Origin of the sequence: Flavobacterium adhaerens, assembly GCF_040045115.1 — a bacterium.
Taxonomy (GTDB): domain Bacteria; phylum Bacteroidota; class Bacteroidia; order Flavobacteriales; family Flavobacteriaceae; genus Flavobacterium; species Flavobacterium adhaerens.
The window spans coordinates 59,975-78,375 of sequence record NZ_JBDLZX010000016.1 but is presented as its reverse complement, the minus strand read 5'-3'; the positions used below and the strand labels follow the sequence as shown (position 1 = coordinate 78,375).

11 protein-coding genes are annotated in these 18,401 nt (G+C 31.4%); 4 read left to right on the top strand and 7 right to left on the bottom strand.

What is annotated here, in order from left to right; genetic code table 11:
* The first annotated feature begins 127 nt into the window (after positions 1-127).
* The 3 genes from ABEB18_RS16545 to ABEB18_RS16535 all read left to right on the top strand — a co-directional run bounded on the left by ABEB18_RS16545 (position 128) and on the right by ABEB18_RS16535 (position 3,479).
* Positions 128-802, top strand: a complete 675-nt coding sequence (locus tag ABEB18_RS16545; RefSeq protein ID WP_348800448.1) for a DUF4136 domain-containing protein — start codon at positions 128-130, stop codon at positions 800-802.
* A gap of 81 nt (positions 803-883) precedes the next feature.
* The gene (recQ, locus tag ABEB18_RS16540) at positions 884-2,995 is read left to right on the top strand and encodes a DNA helicase RecQ (protein WP_348800447.1); all 2,112 of its coding nucleotides are present in this window, start codon (positions 884-886) and stop codon (positions 2,993-2,995) included.
* A 4-nt stretch (positions 2,996-2,999) separates the two neighbouring features.
* Positions 3,000-3,479: a DNA-deoxyinosine glycosylase gene (locus tag ABEB18_RS16535; protein WP_348800446.1), complete on the top strand. Its 480-nt coding sequence runs from the start codon at positions 3,000-3,002 to the stop codon at positions 3,477-3,479.
* An 8-nt stretch (positions 3,480-3,487) separates the two neighbouring features.
* Here the strand turns inward: ABEB18_RS16535 and ABEB18_RS16530 are convergent, their stop codons facing one another.
* From ABEB18_RS16530 to ABEB18_RS16515, 4 genes are all read right to left on the bottom strand, one after another.
* Positions 3,488-4,006 carry a DinB family protein gene (locus tag ABEB18_RS16530; RefSeq protein ID WP_348800444.1) on the bottom strand — a complete coding sequence of 173 codons (519 nt, stop codon included), beginning with the start codon at positions 4,004-4,006 and terminating at the stop codon, positions 3,488-3,490.
* 47 nt (positions 4,007-4,053) lie between these two features.
* Entirely contained in the window at positions 4,054-6,639 is a 2,586-nt protein-coding gene (locus ABEB18_RS16525) for a phosphoenolpyruvate carboxylase (protein WP_348800443.1), read from the bottom strand.
* Positions 6,640-6,725: 86 nt separating this feature from the next.
* Positions 6,726-7,205: an Lrp/AsnC family transcriptional regulator gene (locus ABEB18_RS16520; protein ID WP_024981770.1), complete on the bottom strand. Its 480-nt coding sequence runs from the start codon at positions 7,203-7,205 to the stop codon at positions 6,726-6,728.
* A 78-nt stretch (positions 7,206-7,283) separates the two neighbouring features.
* Positions 7,284-8,438: a M14 family metallopeptidase gene (locus ABEB18_RS16515; RefSeq protein ID WP_348800442.1), complete on the bottom strand. Its 1,155-nt coding sequence runs from the start codon at positions 8,436-8,438 to the stop codon at positions 7,284-7,286.
* Between the two features lie 380 nt (positions 8,439-8,818).
* On the opposite strand from ABEB18_RS16515, the gene pheT reads away from it, so the two are divergent.
* A complete protein-coding gene (gene pheT / locus ABEB18_RS16510) occupies positions 8,819-11,239 on the top strand; it encodes a phenylalanine--tRNA ligase subunit beta (protein WP_348800441.1) in 2,421 nt (806 codons plus the stop codon).
* Between the two features lie 139 nt (positions 11,240-11,378).
* Here pheT and ABEB18_RS16505 read toward each other — a convergent pair whose 3' ends face one another.
* The 3 genes from ABEB18_RS16505 to ABEB18_RS16495 are packed head-to-tail and all read right to left on the bottom strand — an operon-like array spanning position 11,379 to position 18,394.
* Positions 11,379-13,607 (bottom strand): OmpA family protein, encoded by a 2,229-nt coding sequence (locus ABEB18_RS16505; protein ID WP_348800440.1) that lies wholly within the window; start codon positions 13,605-13,607, stop codon positions 11,379-11,381.
* A 10-nt stretch (positions 13,608-13,617) separates the two neighbouring features.
* The gene (locus ABEB18_RS16500; RefSeq protein WP_348800439.1) at positions 13,618-14,556 is read right to left on the bottom strand and encodes a PorP/SprF family type IX secretion system membrane protein; all 939 of its coding nucleotides are present in this window, start codon (positions 14,554-14,556) and stop codon (positions 13,618-13,620) included.
* A 25-nt stretch (positions 14,557-14,581) separates the two neighbouring features.
* Positions 14,582-18,394 (bottom strand): T9SS type B sorting domain-containing protein, encoded by a 3,813-nt coding sequence (locus ABEB18_RS16495; RefSeq protein WP_348800438.1) that lies wholly within the window; start codon positions 18,392-18,394, stop codon positions 14,582-14,584.
* Between the last annotated feature and the right edge of the window lie 7 nt (positions 18,395-18,401).

Below are 18,401 nucleotides of genomic sequence, written 5' to 3'. Positions count from 1 at the left end.
ACGGTATTTTGGAGACAAACTCTTTGACAGACTAGTAATTGCGAATATAACAGGTGCATAAACGGATAATCAGATTAAATATTAATTAATTTTACCAACATTAAAACAAACAAAAACTAATTGGATTATGAAAAAAATTTTAATTGCTCTTATATGTATATGTTTTGCAAGCTGCGGAAGTAATACAACAATTGTTTCTAGCTGGAGAGATCCAAATGCTACACTTTCTAAAGAACATTTCAAAAAAGTATTAGTAGTCGCATTAGCAAAAGATGAAAGTACAAGAAGATCTACAGAAAATAGAATTGCAGCAATAAACCCTTCTATTTTGAATCCTTCTTATAACTATTTAAATCAACAAAATTTAAATCTTACTAAAGAAGAAAAAATTAGCATCGTACAATCTGAAGGTTTTGATGGCGCAATTACACTTCGTTTCATCAGAGCTGACAAAGAAACAGAATATGTTCCCGGAACAGCTAATTATTATGGAGGAATGGGATATCCTGGTATGGGTTATGGTTATGTAGGCGGTTACGGAATGGGTTATGGTGCTGGATTTGGTGGTTGGTACGGAGCTTATGCACCTGCTTATTATACCCCAGGTTATTATCAAGAAAATGTGTATTATTATATTGAAACAAACATTTTTGACCTAACAAACAACAAATTAGTTTGGAGTGCAACTACAAAATCATTAGATGTATCAGACATCAACTCAACTGTTGACGAAATTATGGAAGCTTGTGTACAACAAATGAGAAAAGATGGCTATATGGCTCCAAAAGAAAATACCAAATAATTTTTTTTTTTTTTTTTTAGAAAGCAACATCAAAATTGATGTTGCTTTTTTTATACATTTAACCAAAATATATACGCCAAAATGACAACAGAAATTTTACACGCCACACTCAAAGAAAATTTTGGATTTGAAAAATTTAGACCCAATCAACTAGAAATCATCAATAGTATCCTTTCTGGAAATGATACACTAGCCATAATGCCCACAGGAGGAGGAAAATCGGTTTGCTTTCAACTTCCAGCTTTGATTTTTTCAGGAGTTACCATAGTTATTTCACCCTTGATTGCATTGATGAAAGATCAAGTTGACAGTCTGAAATCGAACGGAATTTCAGCTTGCTTTATCAATAGCACTCAATCTACTGAGGAGCAAGAATTACACATACACAACCTTATTCATCTTAAAACAAAAATAGTCTATATTGCTCCAGAAAGTCTTCAGTTTTTAGAAAATACTTTTAGTCAAATTACTGTAAGTTTAATTGCGATCGATGAAGCACATTGCATTTCGGCTTGGGGACATGACTTTCGTCCTGCATACACCAATTTAGGATATTTAAAAAATCGTTTTCCTTCTACCCCTATTTTAGCATTAACAGCAACTGCCGATAAAGCAACTCGATCTGATATTTGCGAACAACTTAATTTAAAAAATCCAAAAATATTTGTAAGCTCTTTTGATAGAAAAAATTTGAGTTTAGAAGTAAGATCAGCTTTAGATCGTGTAAAGCAAATTATAGATTTTATTAAAAGTAAACCAAATGAATCTGGAATTATATATTGTTTAAGCAGAAAAACTACCGAAGAGCTAGCTGAAAAATTGCAAAAATCAGGAATACAATCTCAACCCTACCATGCTGGTTTAGATAATTCGCAACGCTCTAAAACTCACGATCAATTTATAAATGATGATTGTCAGGTTGTTTGTGCCACAATTGCTTTCGGAATGGGAATAGATAAATCGAATGTTCGCTGGGTTATTCATTATAATTTGCCCAAAAACATAGAAGGTTACTATCAAGAAATTGGTAGAGCCGGACGCGATGGTTTAGCTGCAGAAACCATTTTGTTTGAAAGTTATGGCGATTTGATTCAATTGCAAAAATTTGCATCTCAAGGTTTAAATACCGAGGTCCAGTTAGCAAAGCTGGAAAGAATGAAACAATATACAGATGCATTAAGTTGCAGAAGAAAAATTTTACTTTCTTATTTTGGTGAATTAGTTGCGGATGATTGTGGGAACTGCGATATTTGTCAAAATCCACCAGCTTTTTTTGACGGAACCATTATTGCTCAAAAAGTATTTTCAGCAATTGTACGTTTACAAGAATCTGAAGCACTGCCTATAATTGTTGATTTTTTGAGAGGTTCTAAGAGTGCTAATATTTATGAGAAAAATTACCAAAATTTAAAAACTTACGGTGTTGGAGCAGATATTTCTTGGTCGGATTGGAATCAATACATTATTCAATTAATAAATTTAGGATATTGTGAAATTGCATTTCATCAACAAAACAAAATCAAATTAACCTCATTTGCAAAAAGGGTTTTATTTGATGGAGCAAAAGTTCAATTGACACACATTCAAAAGAAAATTAGCAATTTTTCTGAAGAGAAAACAACAAAGAGCAAACCCCAATCAACCTCACTTTTTGAAATTCTTAGAGCTTTGCGTTCCGACATTGCAAAAGAAGAGGAAGTTCCTGCCTATATTATTTTTAATGATGCAACATTGAGACAAATTGAAAATCAACGTCCTATGAGCGACGAAGACTTTTTGAAAATTGATGGTGTTGGTAAATCTAAATTAGAGAAATACGGTGATGCTTTCATAAAAGCCATAATTGATTTTCAGAAAAATAAAAAAAGTAAACCCAAGAAAGAATCAACCACTTACAACGAAACATTCGAACTTTACAAAAATGGATTGACAATAGAAGAAATTGCTTTGAAAAGAAAACTAGGCATTTCAACTATTGTTTCCCATTTGGCAAAACTATACCTCGATGGGCAGACAATTGATTTTAGCACTTACATAAATAACGAAGAGATATTTAAAATTGCTGAAGCCAAAATACACTTAGATAATCCAAATGCTTTAAAACCTTATTTTGATTTTTTTGAAGAAACAATTTCGTATGAAAAAATTAGAATTGGTTTAACGATTCTTCAAAAAGAAAACGCAACACTTTAGCTTTATGAAAATCAATTCGTTTCCATATTTTATAAACTCTGAAACCAAAATATTAATTTTAGGAACCATGCCAGGAAACATTTCTCTTTTAAAAAAAGAATACTACGCAAATCCCAGAAATCATTTTTGGAAAATTATTTACTCTATATTTAACACCACACCCATACCAGATTCTTTTGAAGAAAAAATTAATTTTTTAATATCCAATAAAATTGGAATTTGGGATGTTTTGCAAAATTGTGAGCGAAAAGGAAGTTTAGATATTCACATCAAAAATCAAAAAGAAAATGATTTTGAAATGTTATTCAAAAAATATCCAGAAATCAATACTATTATATTTAATGGAAAGAAAAGTTATTCTTTTTTTTATAAAAAATTCGGCCAAATAGATGGTATCAATTATCATATAATGCCTTCAACAAGTCCAGCAAATACCATTACTTTCGAAAAGAAATTACAAATTTGGTCAAGCTGTTTTTCTTGAAAATAGTTTTAATCTAAATATTTTTCTGCAAATACTGTTTTATGATGTTTTAAATGTCCTAAAATTAAAAAACCTAAGGCTCGTACTGAAACTTCATGATCGGAAGCGACTCCAATTCTTGCCATTTGTTCGTCTGTAAAACTCTTAAACATTAATAAGTTTGAATGTCTTACAGCAGAAAATTCGGTTAATAGATCTTGAATACTTCTGCTTTTTGCATTAGTATTGGCAGCATAATCATTTTCGTCAAAACCAGGTAATGGAGTTTTATCGTTTCTAGAAATTCTAAGCGCTCGATAAGCAAAAATTCTTTCTGCATCAATTATGTGCTGAATAATTTCTTTGATTGTCCATTTTCCTTCAGCATAACTGTAATCAAATTTGCCCAATGGAATATTTTGGACAAATTTGATAAAGTCATGTAAACTAATCTCTAATTCTTCAAACAATTCAACATTTTCTAATGCTTGTATATAAGTGGCATTAAATTTTGAATATTCATCTACTGGCAATTGATTGGAATTCATCTGACAATTTTTAAGAATTTAGAATATAATTGTAATCTCTATAAATGTTAAGCAGAATTTCTACTGGCATTAATATTTCCAAAAAGAGAGCGAGTAACTATTTTTTCGTAAACATTAATCAGAATTAAGTCTGGCTTTTCTTCCTTTTTAAGCTCTTTAATTCTTAATAAGGCGTGTTGTTGTATCGTCAACAAAGGCAACACAATACGTTCTCTCATCAAAATAGAAGCAATACCATCAGGATAATTTTCCATCAACTGTGTATGTCCTGCTATTTTTAACAATAACCTTTTGGTTTCCAAAAATTCATCATAAATAATTTGCCAAAACTCACCAAATTCTGGATCCTTACTCATATAAGCAGTCAAAGGAAAAAATGATTTAGCCAATGACATCATACTGTTTTCTAAGAGCGTTTTTACAAATAATGAATTGTCATACAGACTTTGAACTTTATCCCATTGGTTTGTATCTTCAAAATGTTTCAAAGCTGTACCAACACCAAAGAAACCTGGTACATTTTGTTTTAATTGACTCCATGAACCAACAAAAGGAATAGCTCTTAAATCAGCAAAATCAAGATTTTCAGACTTACTTCTTTTAGAAGGGCGACTACCAATATTGGTTTTTGCATAATAATTCAAGGTACTCATTTTCTCCAAATATGGAATAAATTTAGGATGATTCTTGAAATTTAAATATTTATTATAGCCCAATTCAGACATTTGAGACATGATTTCTTTCTCTTCTGAGCTAAGTTCATTTTTGCCTTGATTAAAAACTTGGTTAGCAACCCCAGCACTCAAAAGGTTTTCTAGATTATACCTGCATGAATCTAAAGTTCCAAAGTTTGAACTAATCGTTTGACCCTGAACGGTAATTTGAATTTCATTATTCTCGATATTTGGACCAAGTGAAGCATAGAATTTATGAGTTTTTCCACCACCACGCGCAGGAGGCCCTCCACGTCCGTCAAAAAAGATAACATCAATTCCGTACTTTCTAGAAATAGCCGTTAGCGTTTCTTTAGCCTTATAAATACTCCAATTGGCCATTAAGTAACCACCATCTTTGGTTCCGTCAGAAAAACCAAGCATTATTGTTTGCTTGTTATTTCTTTCGGCAAGGTGCTGTATATATTCAGTATTGGTATATAATTTTTCCATTACCAAATGCGCATTTTGCAAATCATCTACCGATTCAAAAAGAGGAATAATATCAACACTTGCATTTTCCCAGTTACATAATTTGAATAATGCAAAGGTCTCCATTACATGAAGAGCATTTTCATTATTACTAATAATATAACGGTTTGCTCCAAATTCACCATTGTTTTCTTGAATAGTTTTAATCGCATGAATAGATTCTAATGTAGATCTAGTCATTTCATTTTCGAAATCTGCTGGGTCAAGATTACCTTTTAGAGTAGATAAAATCTTTAATTTTTCATCCTCAGACATTTGAAAATAATTCTCTGGAAATATATTCACTTTAGATTTTGAATAATAATCTACTACATCATAAAAAACCGATTGATGAATTTTGCTATTTTGTCTTATATCTAAAGTAGCAAAATGGAAACCAAATAAATTCAAACGAATCAATAAAGCATCAATTTGATCGACATAAAGTGATTGGTGCTGTTCTATAATAATGTCTTTGATTTTGTTTAATTGTGTTTTTAATTCATCATGTGTAATGAAGATTTCTCCTTTTGAATAGAAAACAGAACGATATAATTTTTGTTCCAGTTCCATTACTAAAGCATCAACAACAGGGAAAGTTAATTTGCGTTTTAGATTTCTGATCTCAACATAGTAACATTTTAAAATAGAAGTTCTTAAACGTTCAGCAACTTTTAATGTTATTTCGGTCGTAACAAATGGGTTTCCATCACGATCACCACCTGGCCAAAAGCCTAGTTTTATTAGTGGGTTTTTGATCGGTTCACCATCAAAAACATTTTTCTGTAAATAATGAACCATTTCTCCAGATGTATTGTAAAATACATTTTCAAGAAACCAAATTAAACTTACTGCTTCATCATAAGGATTAGGTTTTTCGCTTTTAATGAATGGCGTTTTACCCAATTGAGCTAATAATTGTTTAATTTCTAATAGATTATTTTTACGGATAGCTTCGGTTAAATCATTGATAATTCCAAGTACAGGACCTGGATAAAATTGAGTTGGGTGAGCTGTTAAAACAGTACGAACATTGAAGTTTTCTAAAAATTCTATTAATTCCTCTTTGTTGTTTTTAACATCCGATTTTTCTTTAATATCACGTAACGAACCTCTACCCTCCATATTATTTACGACAGGAAAAGCGGCATCTTCAATGGCATCAAAAAGAACAATTTGGCGTTCAATATACTGTATTAAATGAAACATCAAATTGATTTTATCCTTCTCAGAATCACTATGTAAATATTTGTCTGTGAAAAAGTTAAAAATTTCAGATGGATTTTTTTCTTTCTTAAAACCACTATCGCATAATTCTGTAAAAATTGGCAATAAAACACCAGTGTTATCTACTGAATCAAATGGTAATGTTATAAATACACTATTATAAATATGGTATTTCGATAAAACATTTTGATTAAAACGCTCTATTTTAGGTAGGGTGTACATAATACTTTTAGGTTGTTTGGTTAATCTCACATAAAAAAACCTCAAGGAATTACTTGAGGTTATATTTATATATAAGCATTCAAGGATTACATTTCTTTAAAAATGGTATGCATCAAACGCTTTTTATCGTTGATACTTTCTTCAAGAGAAATCATAGTTTCAGTTCTATAAACTCCCTCAATGTCATCAATCATAAAAATAACATCTTTTGCATGTTTTGTATCTTTTGCTCTAATTTTGCAAAAAATATTGAATTTACCTGTAGTTACCGATGCTACAGTTACAAATGGTATTTCATTTATACGCTCCAAAACAAATTTTGTTTGTGATGTATTGTTAAGAAAAACACCTACATAAGCTATAAATGAATATCCTAATTTATCATAATCAAGTACCAAAGAAGACCCCATGATAATACCAGCATCTTCCATTTTTTTAACTCTAACATGAACTGTTCCGGCTGAAATCAATAATTTTTTAGCAATGTCTGTAAACGGAACTCTTGTGTTGTCTATCAACATATCTAAAATCTGGTGATCTACTTCATCTAAGCGAAACTTACTCATAATTATCTTATTATATATGGTTATTTAATACTAAAAAAGTTAAAATTATAAATAAAAATTAAATATACAGCAAAAAAGTTATTTTTTTATCTTTCCATTTACAAAAAAAACATTTTTATCAAAATTAAAATCTGCTAATTGTCCTTCAAATGGTACATTATTTAAATTGTCTTGAAATAATGATTCTTTTGCGTCGTACTCGAAATGGCCAAAACAACCATCTAAATCTCCAACTTTTGCGATATAGGCGTTAAATTTTAATTTACCATCAATTAACTCCTCTTTATATTGAGCAACAAAATTCGTAATTATTTCATTACCGTCATAATTTATTTTGACATTTTTATACATAAAATCAAAAAATACAACATTATTCTGAGGAATATTTAAATATTTATCATTTCTATTACAAACTATATCGTTTTCGCTAAGAATAACAAAACTCGAAACTAACGACATAAATACGAATTTTCTTGTTATTTCTCTTTCGTAATCATCTGGATAATGTCCTGCTTCAAATAAAATTGTAGGTGTACCTAAATATTGAAAAGTATCTCCAATACAATTTATATTAAATGAATCGTCAAATCGACCTACTTGACCAGGGATGTATTTTTGCAATTCTTCGTTTATTCCAGCAATCAAATTAATTGCTTTTAAACGATTTGAATTAATCTCCCTTGCTTCATTATAAGACGGTGCTAAAAATGATAATGTTGCAGGTTTTCCTGAATCAGCAACACCAAAGATTGTTCGCTGATCATGTAAATTATAACAAAAATCGGGTTGAAATTCTTCGTAAATATCTCTCAAAATTCGGCTTTCTGGTTGCGATAAATCCTGAGAATCCCTATTCAAATCAATACTATTGGCATTGGCACGCGTATATAATTTGGCTCCATCAGGATTTAACATCGGAATACAATAAAATGTAAAAGTATTCAAAAGCTTAGTTGCAAATTCTGATTTATTATTCAAAACATTAATAAAATCAAATAGCGCTTTGGTAGTTGTACTTTCGTTACCGTGCATTTGCGACCAGAGATAAATCTTTGTCTTACCCTCCCCTTTTTTATAACCGTATATTGGCTTACCTAAAACTGATTCACCTACAGTATATACGTCATTTTTTAATTTTTCATTTTCTAATAACGGAGTAATATCATCAAGTGTAATATATCTCCCGTGTATAGATTGCTCTTTATTTTGTTCGAATAGTTGTTCTAAATTCATAATATTTTATTAGTGGTACAAAAATAAGCATCTTTGGTTTTAACATTTGAAATTACTTTTTTTTATTTTAAAATGAAAACACAACACTATTTATAAATGAAAAATTGACAGAATTATTGCCTCAATAAACTAATAGGCTATTATTTCCATAAATACATTAAGTCACTATAAATCAATTGTATTCAAATTATTAATATTCCTAAAACCTATTATACAGAAAACAATCTGAATGCTTCTACTTTTCAAAATTTAACTAAAAAGACTTGATTCGTTGATTTATTTCGAAAACATATTTAAGACAGAAAAAATAAAAATAGTTTTCAACTCCCATAAGCAATCCTTATATTTACAGCCTTAAAAAAAAGACTAATAAAGTTACAATGAAAATATCTTACAACTGGTTAAAACAATTCATAAAAATTAATAATACTTCAGAAGAAACAGCTGCATTGCTTACCGATTTAGGACTTGAAGTAGAGGTAGTTGAAAAATACCAATCTATAAAAGGCGGATTAGAAGGTATTGTTGTTGGCCATGTGTTAACTTGTGTTCCGCATCCAGACGCTGATCGATTAAAAATTACTACTGTTGACCTTGGAGACGGCATTCCGTTGCAAATTGTTTGTGGAGCAAGTAATGTTGAGGCTGGGCAAAAAGTTCCTGTTGCTACTATTGGCACTGTTTTAAATGATAAAGATGGAAATTCATTTACAATAAAAAAAGGAAAAATTAGAGGTCAAGAAAGCCATGGGATGATTTGTGCAGAAGACGAATTAGGCTTAGGTGACAGCCATGAAGGTATTATGGTTTTGGATGCTTCTATTCCTGCTGGAACCCTTGCTTCTACTGTTTTTAAAATTGAGAACGATGAAGTTTTTGAAATTGGATTGACACCAAATCGAGCTGATGCCATGAGTCATTTTGGAACTGCTCGTGATTTGAGGGCAGGTTTAATTCAAAAAGGAACAAATGTTGAATTAATCACTCCTCCTGTAAGTAACTTTAGAGTTGACAAAAGGACTTTGAAAATTGATGTTGATGTAAAAAATATAGAACTTGCTCCAAGATATTGCGGAGTTACTATTTCTGGAATTTCGGTTGCTGAATCACCAGAGTGGCTAAAAAACAGATTAAAAGCAATTGGTATTAACCCAAAAAACAATATTGTTGACGTTACCAATTATGTTTTACATGATTTAGGACAACCATTACATGCTTTTGATGCATCAAAAATTCATGGTAAAATTCAAGTTCAAACACTCCCTGCAGGAACTAAATTCACAACATTAGACGATATAGAAAGAATTTTACACGAAGAAGATTTAATGATTTGTGATGAAAAAGGTCCTTTGTGTATAGCGGGAGTATTTGGCGGTAAAAACTCTGGCGTTACCGAAACAACCACTTCTATTTTCCTTGAAAGTGCTTATTTTAATCCTGTAAGTGTTCGTAAATCAGCCAAAAGACATCAATTAAATACCGATGCTTCTTTTAGATTTGAAAGAGGAATTGATCCAACAATTACAGAATACGCATTAAAAAGAGCGGCGTTATTAATTCAAGAAGTTGCTGGAGGAGAAATCACTTCAGATATTATCGATATTTATCAAAAGAAAATTGAGGATTTCCCAGTGTTCTTGAATTTTGAAAAGGTAAATAAAATTATTGGTCAAGAATTATCTAAAGATACAATCAAACAAATTTTAGCTTCTTTAGAAATAAAGATAAATAGTGTTTCGGATGTTGGATTAGGACTTACAATTCCGGCATATCGTGTAGATGTTCAAAGAGAGATTGATGTTATCGAGGAAATTTTAAGGGTTTACGGCTACAACAACATTGTGTTTTCTAGAAAATTAAATGCAACTGTTTCTAATTCTCCACGAAATGAAGATTATAAAGTTCAAAACATCGTAGCCACACAATTGAATTCACAAGGTTTCAATGAAATGATGGCAAACTCATTGACAACTGCCTCTTATGTACAGCTTTCTGAAAATTTAAAAGAAGATTATAATGTAACGATGTTAAATCCTTTGAGTAGCGACTTATCGACATTGCGTCAATCATTACTCTTCTCAGGATTAGAAGCCATATCATATAACATAAACCGTAAAAATTCGGATTTAAAATTATTTGAATTTGGTAAATCATACCATAAATTCCTTGCTGGTTATGAAGAAATTAAGCATTTATCTTTATTTCAAACCGGAAATAGAAACAAAGAAAGTTGGACAAGTCCACAAAAACCTTCTGATTTCTTTTTATTCAAAGGATATGTTGAAGCGATACTTTCAAGATTAGGTGTTCCTAATATTAAAAGTACTGCAGTAACTTCGGATGTTTTTTCTGAAGGTATTGGTTTTAGTTCAGGAAGTGTTGTTTTGGTAGAGTTTGGTATTGTCAAAAAATCTATTCTTAAACATTTTGGTATCAAACAAGAGGTATTTTATGCCGATTTTTATTGGACAAATGTTTTAAAAGCAATGTCTAATAAAATTAAATATACTGACATCCCTAAATATCCCGAAGTACGTAGAGACTTAGCATTATTAGTTGATGAAAATGTAACATACGATGCAATTTACACGATAGCTAAGCAAACCGAAAAATCATTATTAAAAGATGTAAATTTATTTGACGTGTATCAAGGTAATAACTTACCTGAAGGCAAAAAATCATACGCTTTAAGCTTTATCATTCAGGATACAACTAAAACACTAGAAGATATTCAGATTGATAAAATTATGAATAAATTACAAAAGAATTTTGAAACCGAACTTGGAGCGAGTTTGAGATAATCACATAATTCTAAAATCTAAATATCCCAAGGCTTATATTGTTTTGGGATATTTTTTTTGAAATGCATCTGTTAGATTGCAAAATAGTTCACAAAATTATAAACACAAAAAAAGCCTAGTTTTAGGCTTTTTTTTGTGTTTATAATTCTTTAATGACGAATTCACTTCGTCTATTTAATTCATGTTGCTCTTCATCACATGAATCTTCTGGAATACATTTAATAATAGGGACAGATTCGCCATACCCTTTTGCTAAAACTCTTTTTTTAGAAATACCTTGTTCTAAAATATAATCTCTAGTTGCGTCAGCTCTTTTTTGTGAAAGATCTGAATTGAATTTGGCATTACCACGATTATCTGTATGTGAGCCAATTTCGACAACCATTTCAGGATATTTCTTCATCAATTCAACAACACGATTTAATATTTTTTTAGATTCTTTTCGAATGTACCACATATTGTAATCAAAATATATTGGATCAGTCTTAATGATTAAACGATCCTTATCTTTGATAACATCTTTTTCAGCAGCAACTATAGCAGCTGTTTTTTCTTTTTTCTTTGCTTCGGCAATTTCTTTGTTCTTTTTATCAGCAGCTATTTTGTCCTTTCTCAATTGTTCCAGAGCAGCTATATCTGCCAATCTTTTGGCTTCTATTGCAATTGCTTCGTCTTTCTTCTTTTGTTTTAGAGCATTGGCATCGGCAATTTTTTGTTTTTCAAGAGCAATTGCATCCGCTTTTCGTTTTTCTTCTAGCGCTAATAATTCGGCCGCCTTTAACTGTTCTGCTTTTAGTTGTTCTTCTTTTTTGATGACTTCTAATGATCGAATTTTCATAGATCCATCATTAGATTTGTTTCTTTCTTTGGAAATCGTCAAAGACTTAGAATTTTCGGTATAATTTTCTTTAGCCACCCAAACAATATATTTTGTCTCACATTCAATTGTAAAATTAAATGCACCATCAGAAGCCGTTATCACCTTATTAATCTCAAAATTGCTCGCATTTTTCAACACTACAGTAGCGTTTTCTAATGCTAGTCCAGAATCTTGATCTGTAATCACACCAGCAATATATTGTTTACAATCTTCGATTTTTAACTCTTTTGTCTCAATTAAAGAATAAATATCATCCTTCCCTTTCCCTCCAGGTCTATCTGATGTAAAAAAACCTTGTTTTGAATCTGAATCAATATAGTATGCAAAATCATCATAAGCAGAATTCACTGGAAGACCAACATTTTGTGGTGCAGAATAATTATCTGCATCAATATTGGAAACAAAAATATCCAAGGCTCCATAACCTTCGTGACCATCTGAAGAAAAATACAATTTATTATCTTTTGAAACAAAAGGAAATTGTTCTCTTTTTATAGTATTGATTTCGTTACCTAAATTTACAGGAGGTCCATATACAGTACCATAAATATCAACTTTGTAAATATCAAAAGATCCTAAAGATTCTGGCATATCCGAAGCAAAATACAAAGTCTTTTCATCTGGACTCAATGCTGGATGTTCTATCGAATAATCGGGACTATTGAATGGTAATGATTCTACATTGGTCCATTTGCCATTGATTAATTCAGCTTTAAAAATTTGAATATTCGAAATTTTGTCTGCATTCTTAACACGTCTTCCATTTATAGAATTATTTCGAGTAAAATACATTGTCTTTCCATCTTTGGTAAAAACCGCATTGGACTCATGCATAGGCGACTTTAAATCTTTAGAAAAATAAGAAATTAGAGAATCTTTTGTATTCACATTTTTCATAGGAACTTGTACCAAATTTAGATACCCTTCATTGTTCCATCTGTAAGTCTTATCAAAAATAGTAGGATTGGCCTTAACAGCTGCGAAAATTAAATTATCATTCAAAACAACACCTCCAAATTCTGAATTTGGTGTATTTATTGCAAGATTTTCTATTTTGAATCGCTGTCCTATTGCCGAAACATTATCTAAATTCCTTATTTCTCTGTCTAATTTCTCGATAGCCAAATTATTATTTGAAGCTTTGTAAAAATTCCTTAAGACTTCATTGGCTTCATTATATTTGCCATTAGCTTTTAAGGTTTGAGCATATTTAAAATAAAAATCGTCATTCAATTCTTTGTTTTTAGTCTGTTTTAAAATGGAATATTGCGCATAGGCTTTATCAAATTGATTGGTATAGTAATAGCAATCGCCTAGCTGTTTGACTACCTCAATACTTTGGTTCTTACTGATAATTTTTTCATATATCGGAATAGCTTCACTATAATAAGATTTATCAAATAAACGATTTGCTCTCAGCAACTCTTGTTGTTGGGCATGTACAAATTGAATTGTAAATATGATTAAGAGTATATATATTTTTTTCATCTTTACTTTTTTAGAAAAATCTTGGTGATTTATTGTATCCTTTACCTAACAAATCCAAATCGTATAATAATACAATCTCATGAGAGCCTGAATTAAACTGACTTAGGTTTGAGATGGTATAATCGTACGAATAACCAACTCTTAAATTAGGGGTTACATTTACATTCATCAATATACTTGCCGAATCTCCAAATCGATAGGCAGCACCAAGTTCGAATTTCTCATTATAAAGTACATTAGCTGTTAAATCAACTGAAACTGGAGCGCCTTCAACGAATATTGCCATTGCAGCTGGCTTTAATTTAAAATCTGGATTAATATCAAAAACATAACCACCAGTCAAATAGCCATGAATTTTATGTGTTCCGAAAGAATTAATTTGATTACCAGATGGCTGATAATGTTCAGAAGTTATCAGGTTTGGAACAGATAATCCGATATAGTAATTATCTGTAAAATAATAGGCTCCTACCCCAATGTTGGGCATGGTTTCATTCACGTTTTCAGCAAAAGCCAAATCGGTTGTTACATCACCACTATTGAGTTGAAAACCATTAAAATTGGTACTTATATTCGAAATTCCAGCCTTTATACCAAAAGAAAGTTTTTGAGTCTCGTTTAATTGCAATATATAAGCAAAATCAGCAAACACATTGGTTTGCTTTTTGGCACCATCACCGATATCATCAGAAACCAATGATAATCCTGTTTCTATTTTATCATTAATGGGTGTATGAGCAAATAGCGTAATTGTCTTTGGAGCCCCTTCAATTCCTGCCCATTGGTAACGATATAAACTACCTAAATTCAAGATTGATGGTGTAGCCGTTGCATACGCAGGATTTATTACACTCATATTATTCATATACTGAGTAAAATGAGGATCTTGTTGAGCTGTTACCTTTAGTATAGAAAGGAAAAAATACACAAAAAGTATTATTTTTTTCATTAGATATGTTTTAGTTGTAAAAAAATTATCGGTTTAAATAAAGCTGTCCTTGTCTAGGCTTGAAGTTTTCTTTATTATAATTGATAATGTAAAAATAAACACCCGTAGCTGCATCGCCATCTATAAAGCTTGAATTAGAATTTTTACCATCCCATGCAGGTTTGTTAATATTACCCTTAAATAAAACATTACCATATCTATTAAATATTTCTAATGTAAAATTTGGAAACAGGAATTCGATGTCTTTGATGACGAAGGTGTCGTTTACGCCGTCACCATTTGGAGAAAATGCATCTGGTATAAATAATCCGTCTGGAACGACATTACATGATTTTAACGTTACCATTACTTCTAATGGATCCGAAGTACATTGTGTAGTAGAATTAAAATCAAATCCATAATAGCTTTGACCTTCAACCAATAAATCAGAATTAGATAACACCATTCCATTAACTGGAGCATCATACCAAGTAAGGGTTCCTGTGTAATTTATATTACTAGTTAAATTCTGTATTGTTGGCTTATCAGCTCCGCAAAAATTTTGTCCATCTGAGTTTAGAACAGGAGTTGGTGTTGCATTTATCAAAATATTGACAGATGTAGCATTAGATTCGCATCCAGTAGTCAAATTGGTTTCTTTAAGATAATAAGTACCTGTAACCAAAAGAGAATCAGCATTCAATGGTGTTGTGCTATTAACAGAATCGTACCAATTATAACCTGAACCATTTGGTATTAAGCTTGATACCGTTGCTAGATTCTCTTTACAAAATTCTTGATTACTTGCAATTGGGTTGTTTGGAATTGAGAAAATTTCAAAATCTTGAAAATTTGAATTAACTACTGATGAACACCCAGTTGATGCATTAGTTAAATTTGTAATAGTTAACGTATTTACACCTGTTGATGTTAGTACTGAGCCAGGAATTTCAAAATTTGCATTTCCTCCTACAACTGATAATATAGGAGTTTGTGTCGAAATAGCATTAGCTCCACTGATAGTATAATCTATTATTATTTCAGATAATGCTCCTAGTCCAGAAATTGTAGCATTCAAAGACTGGTTCAAACAACCATTATTAACATTTACGATTATATTCGAAACATCTGGTAATGAATTGACTGCGAAATCTGTTTTATGATCCATTACAATTGGACAGCCTGTATTTGTATTGGTAATATTTGTTATATTAAAAGTTGTTAATCCTATATTTGCTAAATCCGTTGCTGGAATTACTATAGTAGCTTTACCATCTATCAAATTTAATGCAATAGTTTTTAGAGCAAATGTATTCGCTCCTAATAATTGATAATTGACATTGATTCTTGAAAGATTATTCAATCCAGATAACTCAACATTGGTTCCTCCGCCTATACAAACATCATTGATAGTAATCAACAAATTACTAATATCAGGCATAGGGTTTGTAGTAAATGATCTACTTAAATTCGCACTATTTGAACATCCTGTAGCAACGTTCTTAATATTGGTTATAGAAACTGTAGTCGAACCCGCATTTGGGGCGATAGTTGCAGGAATTATAAAAAAACCAACTCCATTCGTAACGGTAAGTTCTGCTTCTAAATCAGTACCTGTATTATCACCACTCAAATTGTACAGAATAGCATACAATCCATTTGTTAGGTTTGAACTTCCCCCTAACAAAACAGTCACATTATAAGATTGACAAGTTGTTGCTATTGATAATCTAGCACTATCTATTTGAGGTATTGGATTGATACTAGCGGTAATCATTTTTAAAGCCGATGAACAGCCATTTGTTGCATCTACTTCTTTTACAAAATATGTTCCAGATCGTAAAGCTGTAGTACTTACCAAAGGCTCTGTACTAGTTGCCGAATCAAACCATTGGTATTGATTTCCTTGTGGTGTTAGATTAGCAACTGTAGGATTGTCTGGTTCACAAAAAAGCTGATTATCTTCGGTAATTGGAGTATTGGGACCAGAAATAACTGTAAAGCTCCCATTTTTATTATTAGTTGTAAAAATACAGCCTGTTACAGTATTCACAATGTTGTTTACTACCAAAGTAGTTGTACCTGCATTTTGAAGATCACTCCCTGGTATTAAAAATGTTCCTTGCCCAGCAGATGCAATTAGTGAAATAGTTTTAGGACTGATAGTATTACTTCCAGAAAGATAATAATTAACATCTATTGATGTCAATGCTCCTAAACCTGACAAAGTAACTTCTGCCGATTGATTTTGGCAACTGTCATTGACTTGAATACCTAAATTATTCAAATCTAAAGTATCATTTATAATAAAGTCTGATTTTAATATTGAAGTATTACTACAGCCAGTAGTAGCATTTGTAATTTTTGTAATTGTTATCGTTGAAGTCCCAGTTTTTGGAATATAAGGAGCTGGAATCGTAAATGACGAAACACCACTAACCACATTCATAGTTGCAGGAATTCCATTTAAAACATTATTACCACTCAAATTATAAACAATATCATAATTACCATCAACTAAATTTGAAGTGCCTGAAAAACTCACAGTAGCATTTGCTCCTTGACAAACGGGGGCAATGGTAAGTGTTGCAGCGTCAATTTTAGGGCTTTGGCTTATATGCAAAACATCTTCTAAAGCCCCTACAATACTGGCACATGAAACAAGACTTGAAGTCAATGTTACATTATTAATCCTAATTGTATAATCTCTAATACTTGAAAATGATAAAGATGGAATTGGAAAAATTAAAACACCACTAGAAAAACTCTGAGTAGTTGTGAACGACCCTACTCCATCAATAGTATAATTTACTCTGTAACTACCGTTAGCAATTGGTTTTATACCTTGAGTTAAAATTCCAGTGTAAGTTGTTCTTTGAATTTCGTTTTCACAAACATTATCTGGGCTAATCGTAAAAGTTGCTCCTGTAAAATCAAGTTGCTCACCAATCAAAATATCTACAAAAGAAGACTGATCGGTACAAACTCTGTCGTCTTTTGGAGGAGAAACGGTGTATGTAAAACGATATCTACCTGGACCAAAAGTATCATAAATATTTTGAACATTTATGGTTGAATCACCAGAGTCACTGATTTCAGTTGTTGCAAATTCTGTCCAAACCCCACCAGCATCTTCTCCACTTAATTGATTATTAAGATCTAAATTCTGATACGAACTAACTTGATTGGAACATAATGATAAATTGGTAGGGCTACCTGGTTTGGGAGAACGGTATATCGAAACTGATACTTGCGAAGATACTTGTGGACACGAACCAATGGCTGCAATGGTGTAAGTGTAGGAATAACTGCGTCCCGTTACTGGTATCGAAGCATCCAAAACTCCTGTTGCCGAATTTAATCCACCCGAATTGTTATCGTCATTCCAGATTCCACCACTTTGTGGTGCCAATACAGGTGTTCCTTGAAAAACTTGAAACAAACTATAGGCTGAATCAGAACTACAAATAGAATTGTTTGGCCCTGGTATTCCAGAATACCCACCTATTGTCACAGTTATCTCTGCAGAATTGTCTAAACAACCAACCACATTATCAACTGTATAAGTATAATGATACACTCCACTTTTAAACACTTTTTGAGCATTTAAAATACCAGTTGCCGTATCTAGTCCCTCAGAACCATCTACATCAACCCAAGTACCACCTGCTGTGTAAGTTCCCAATAATAGGTTCAAATCTATACTTTGACTACCAGCATTAGTAATATCACATACTGTCAGCGTATTGTCGGTACCTGCACATTGAGCATTTGCGTTTTCAAAGAAAAGGAAAACAAACAAAAAACTTAAATAAAATGGGAAATTAAGTTTTATAGAAAAAAGTAGTTTTTGAACCATAAATTAT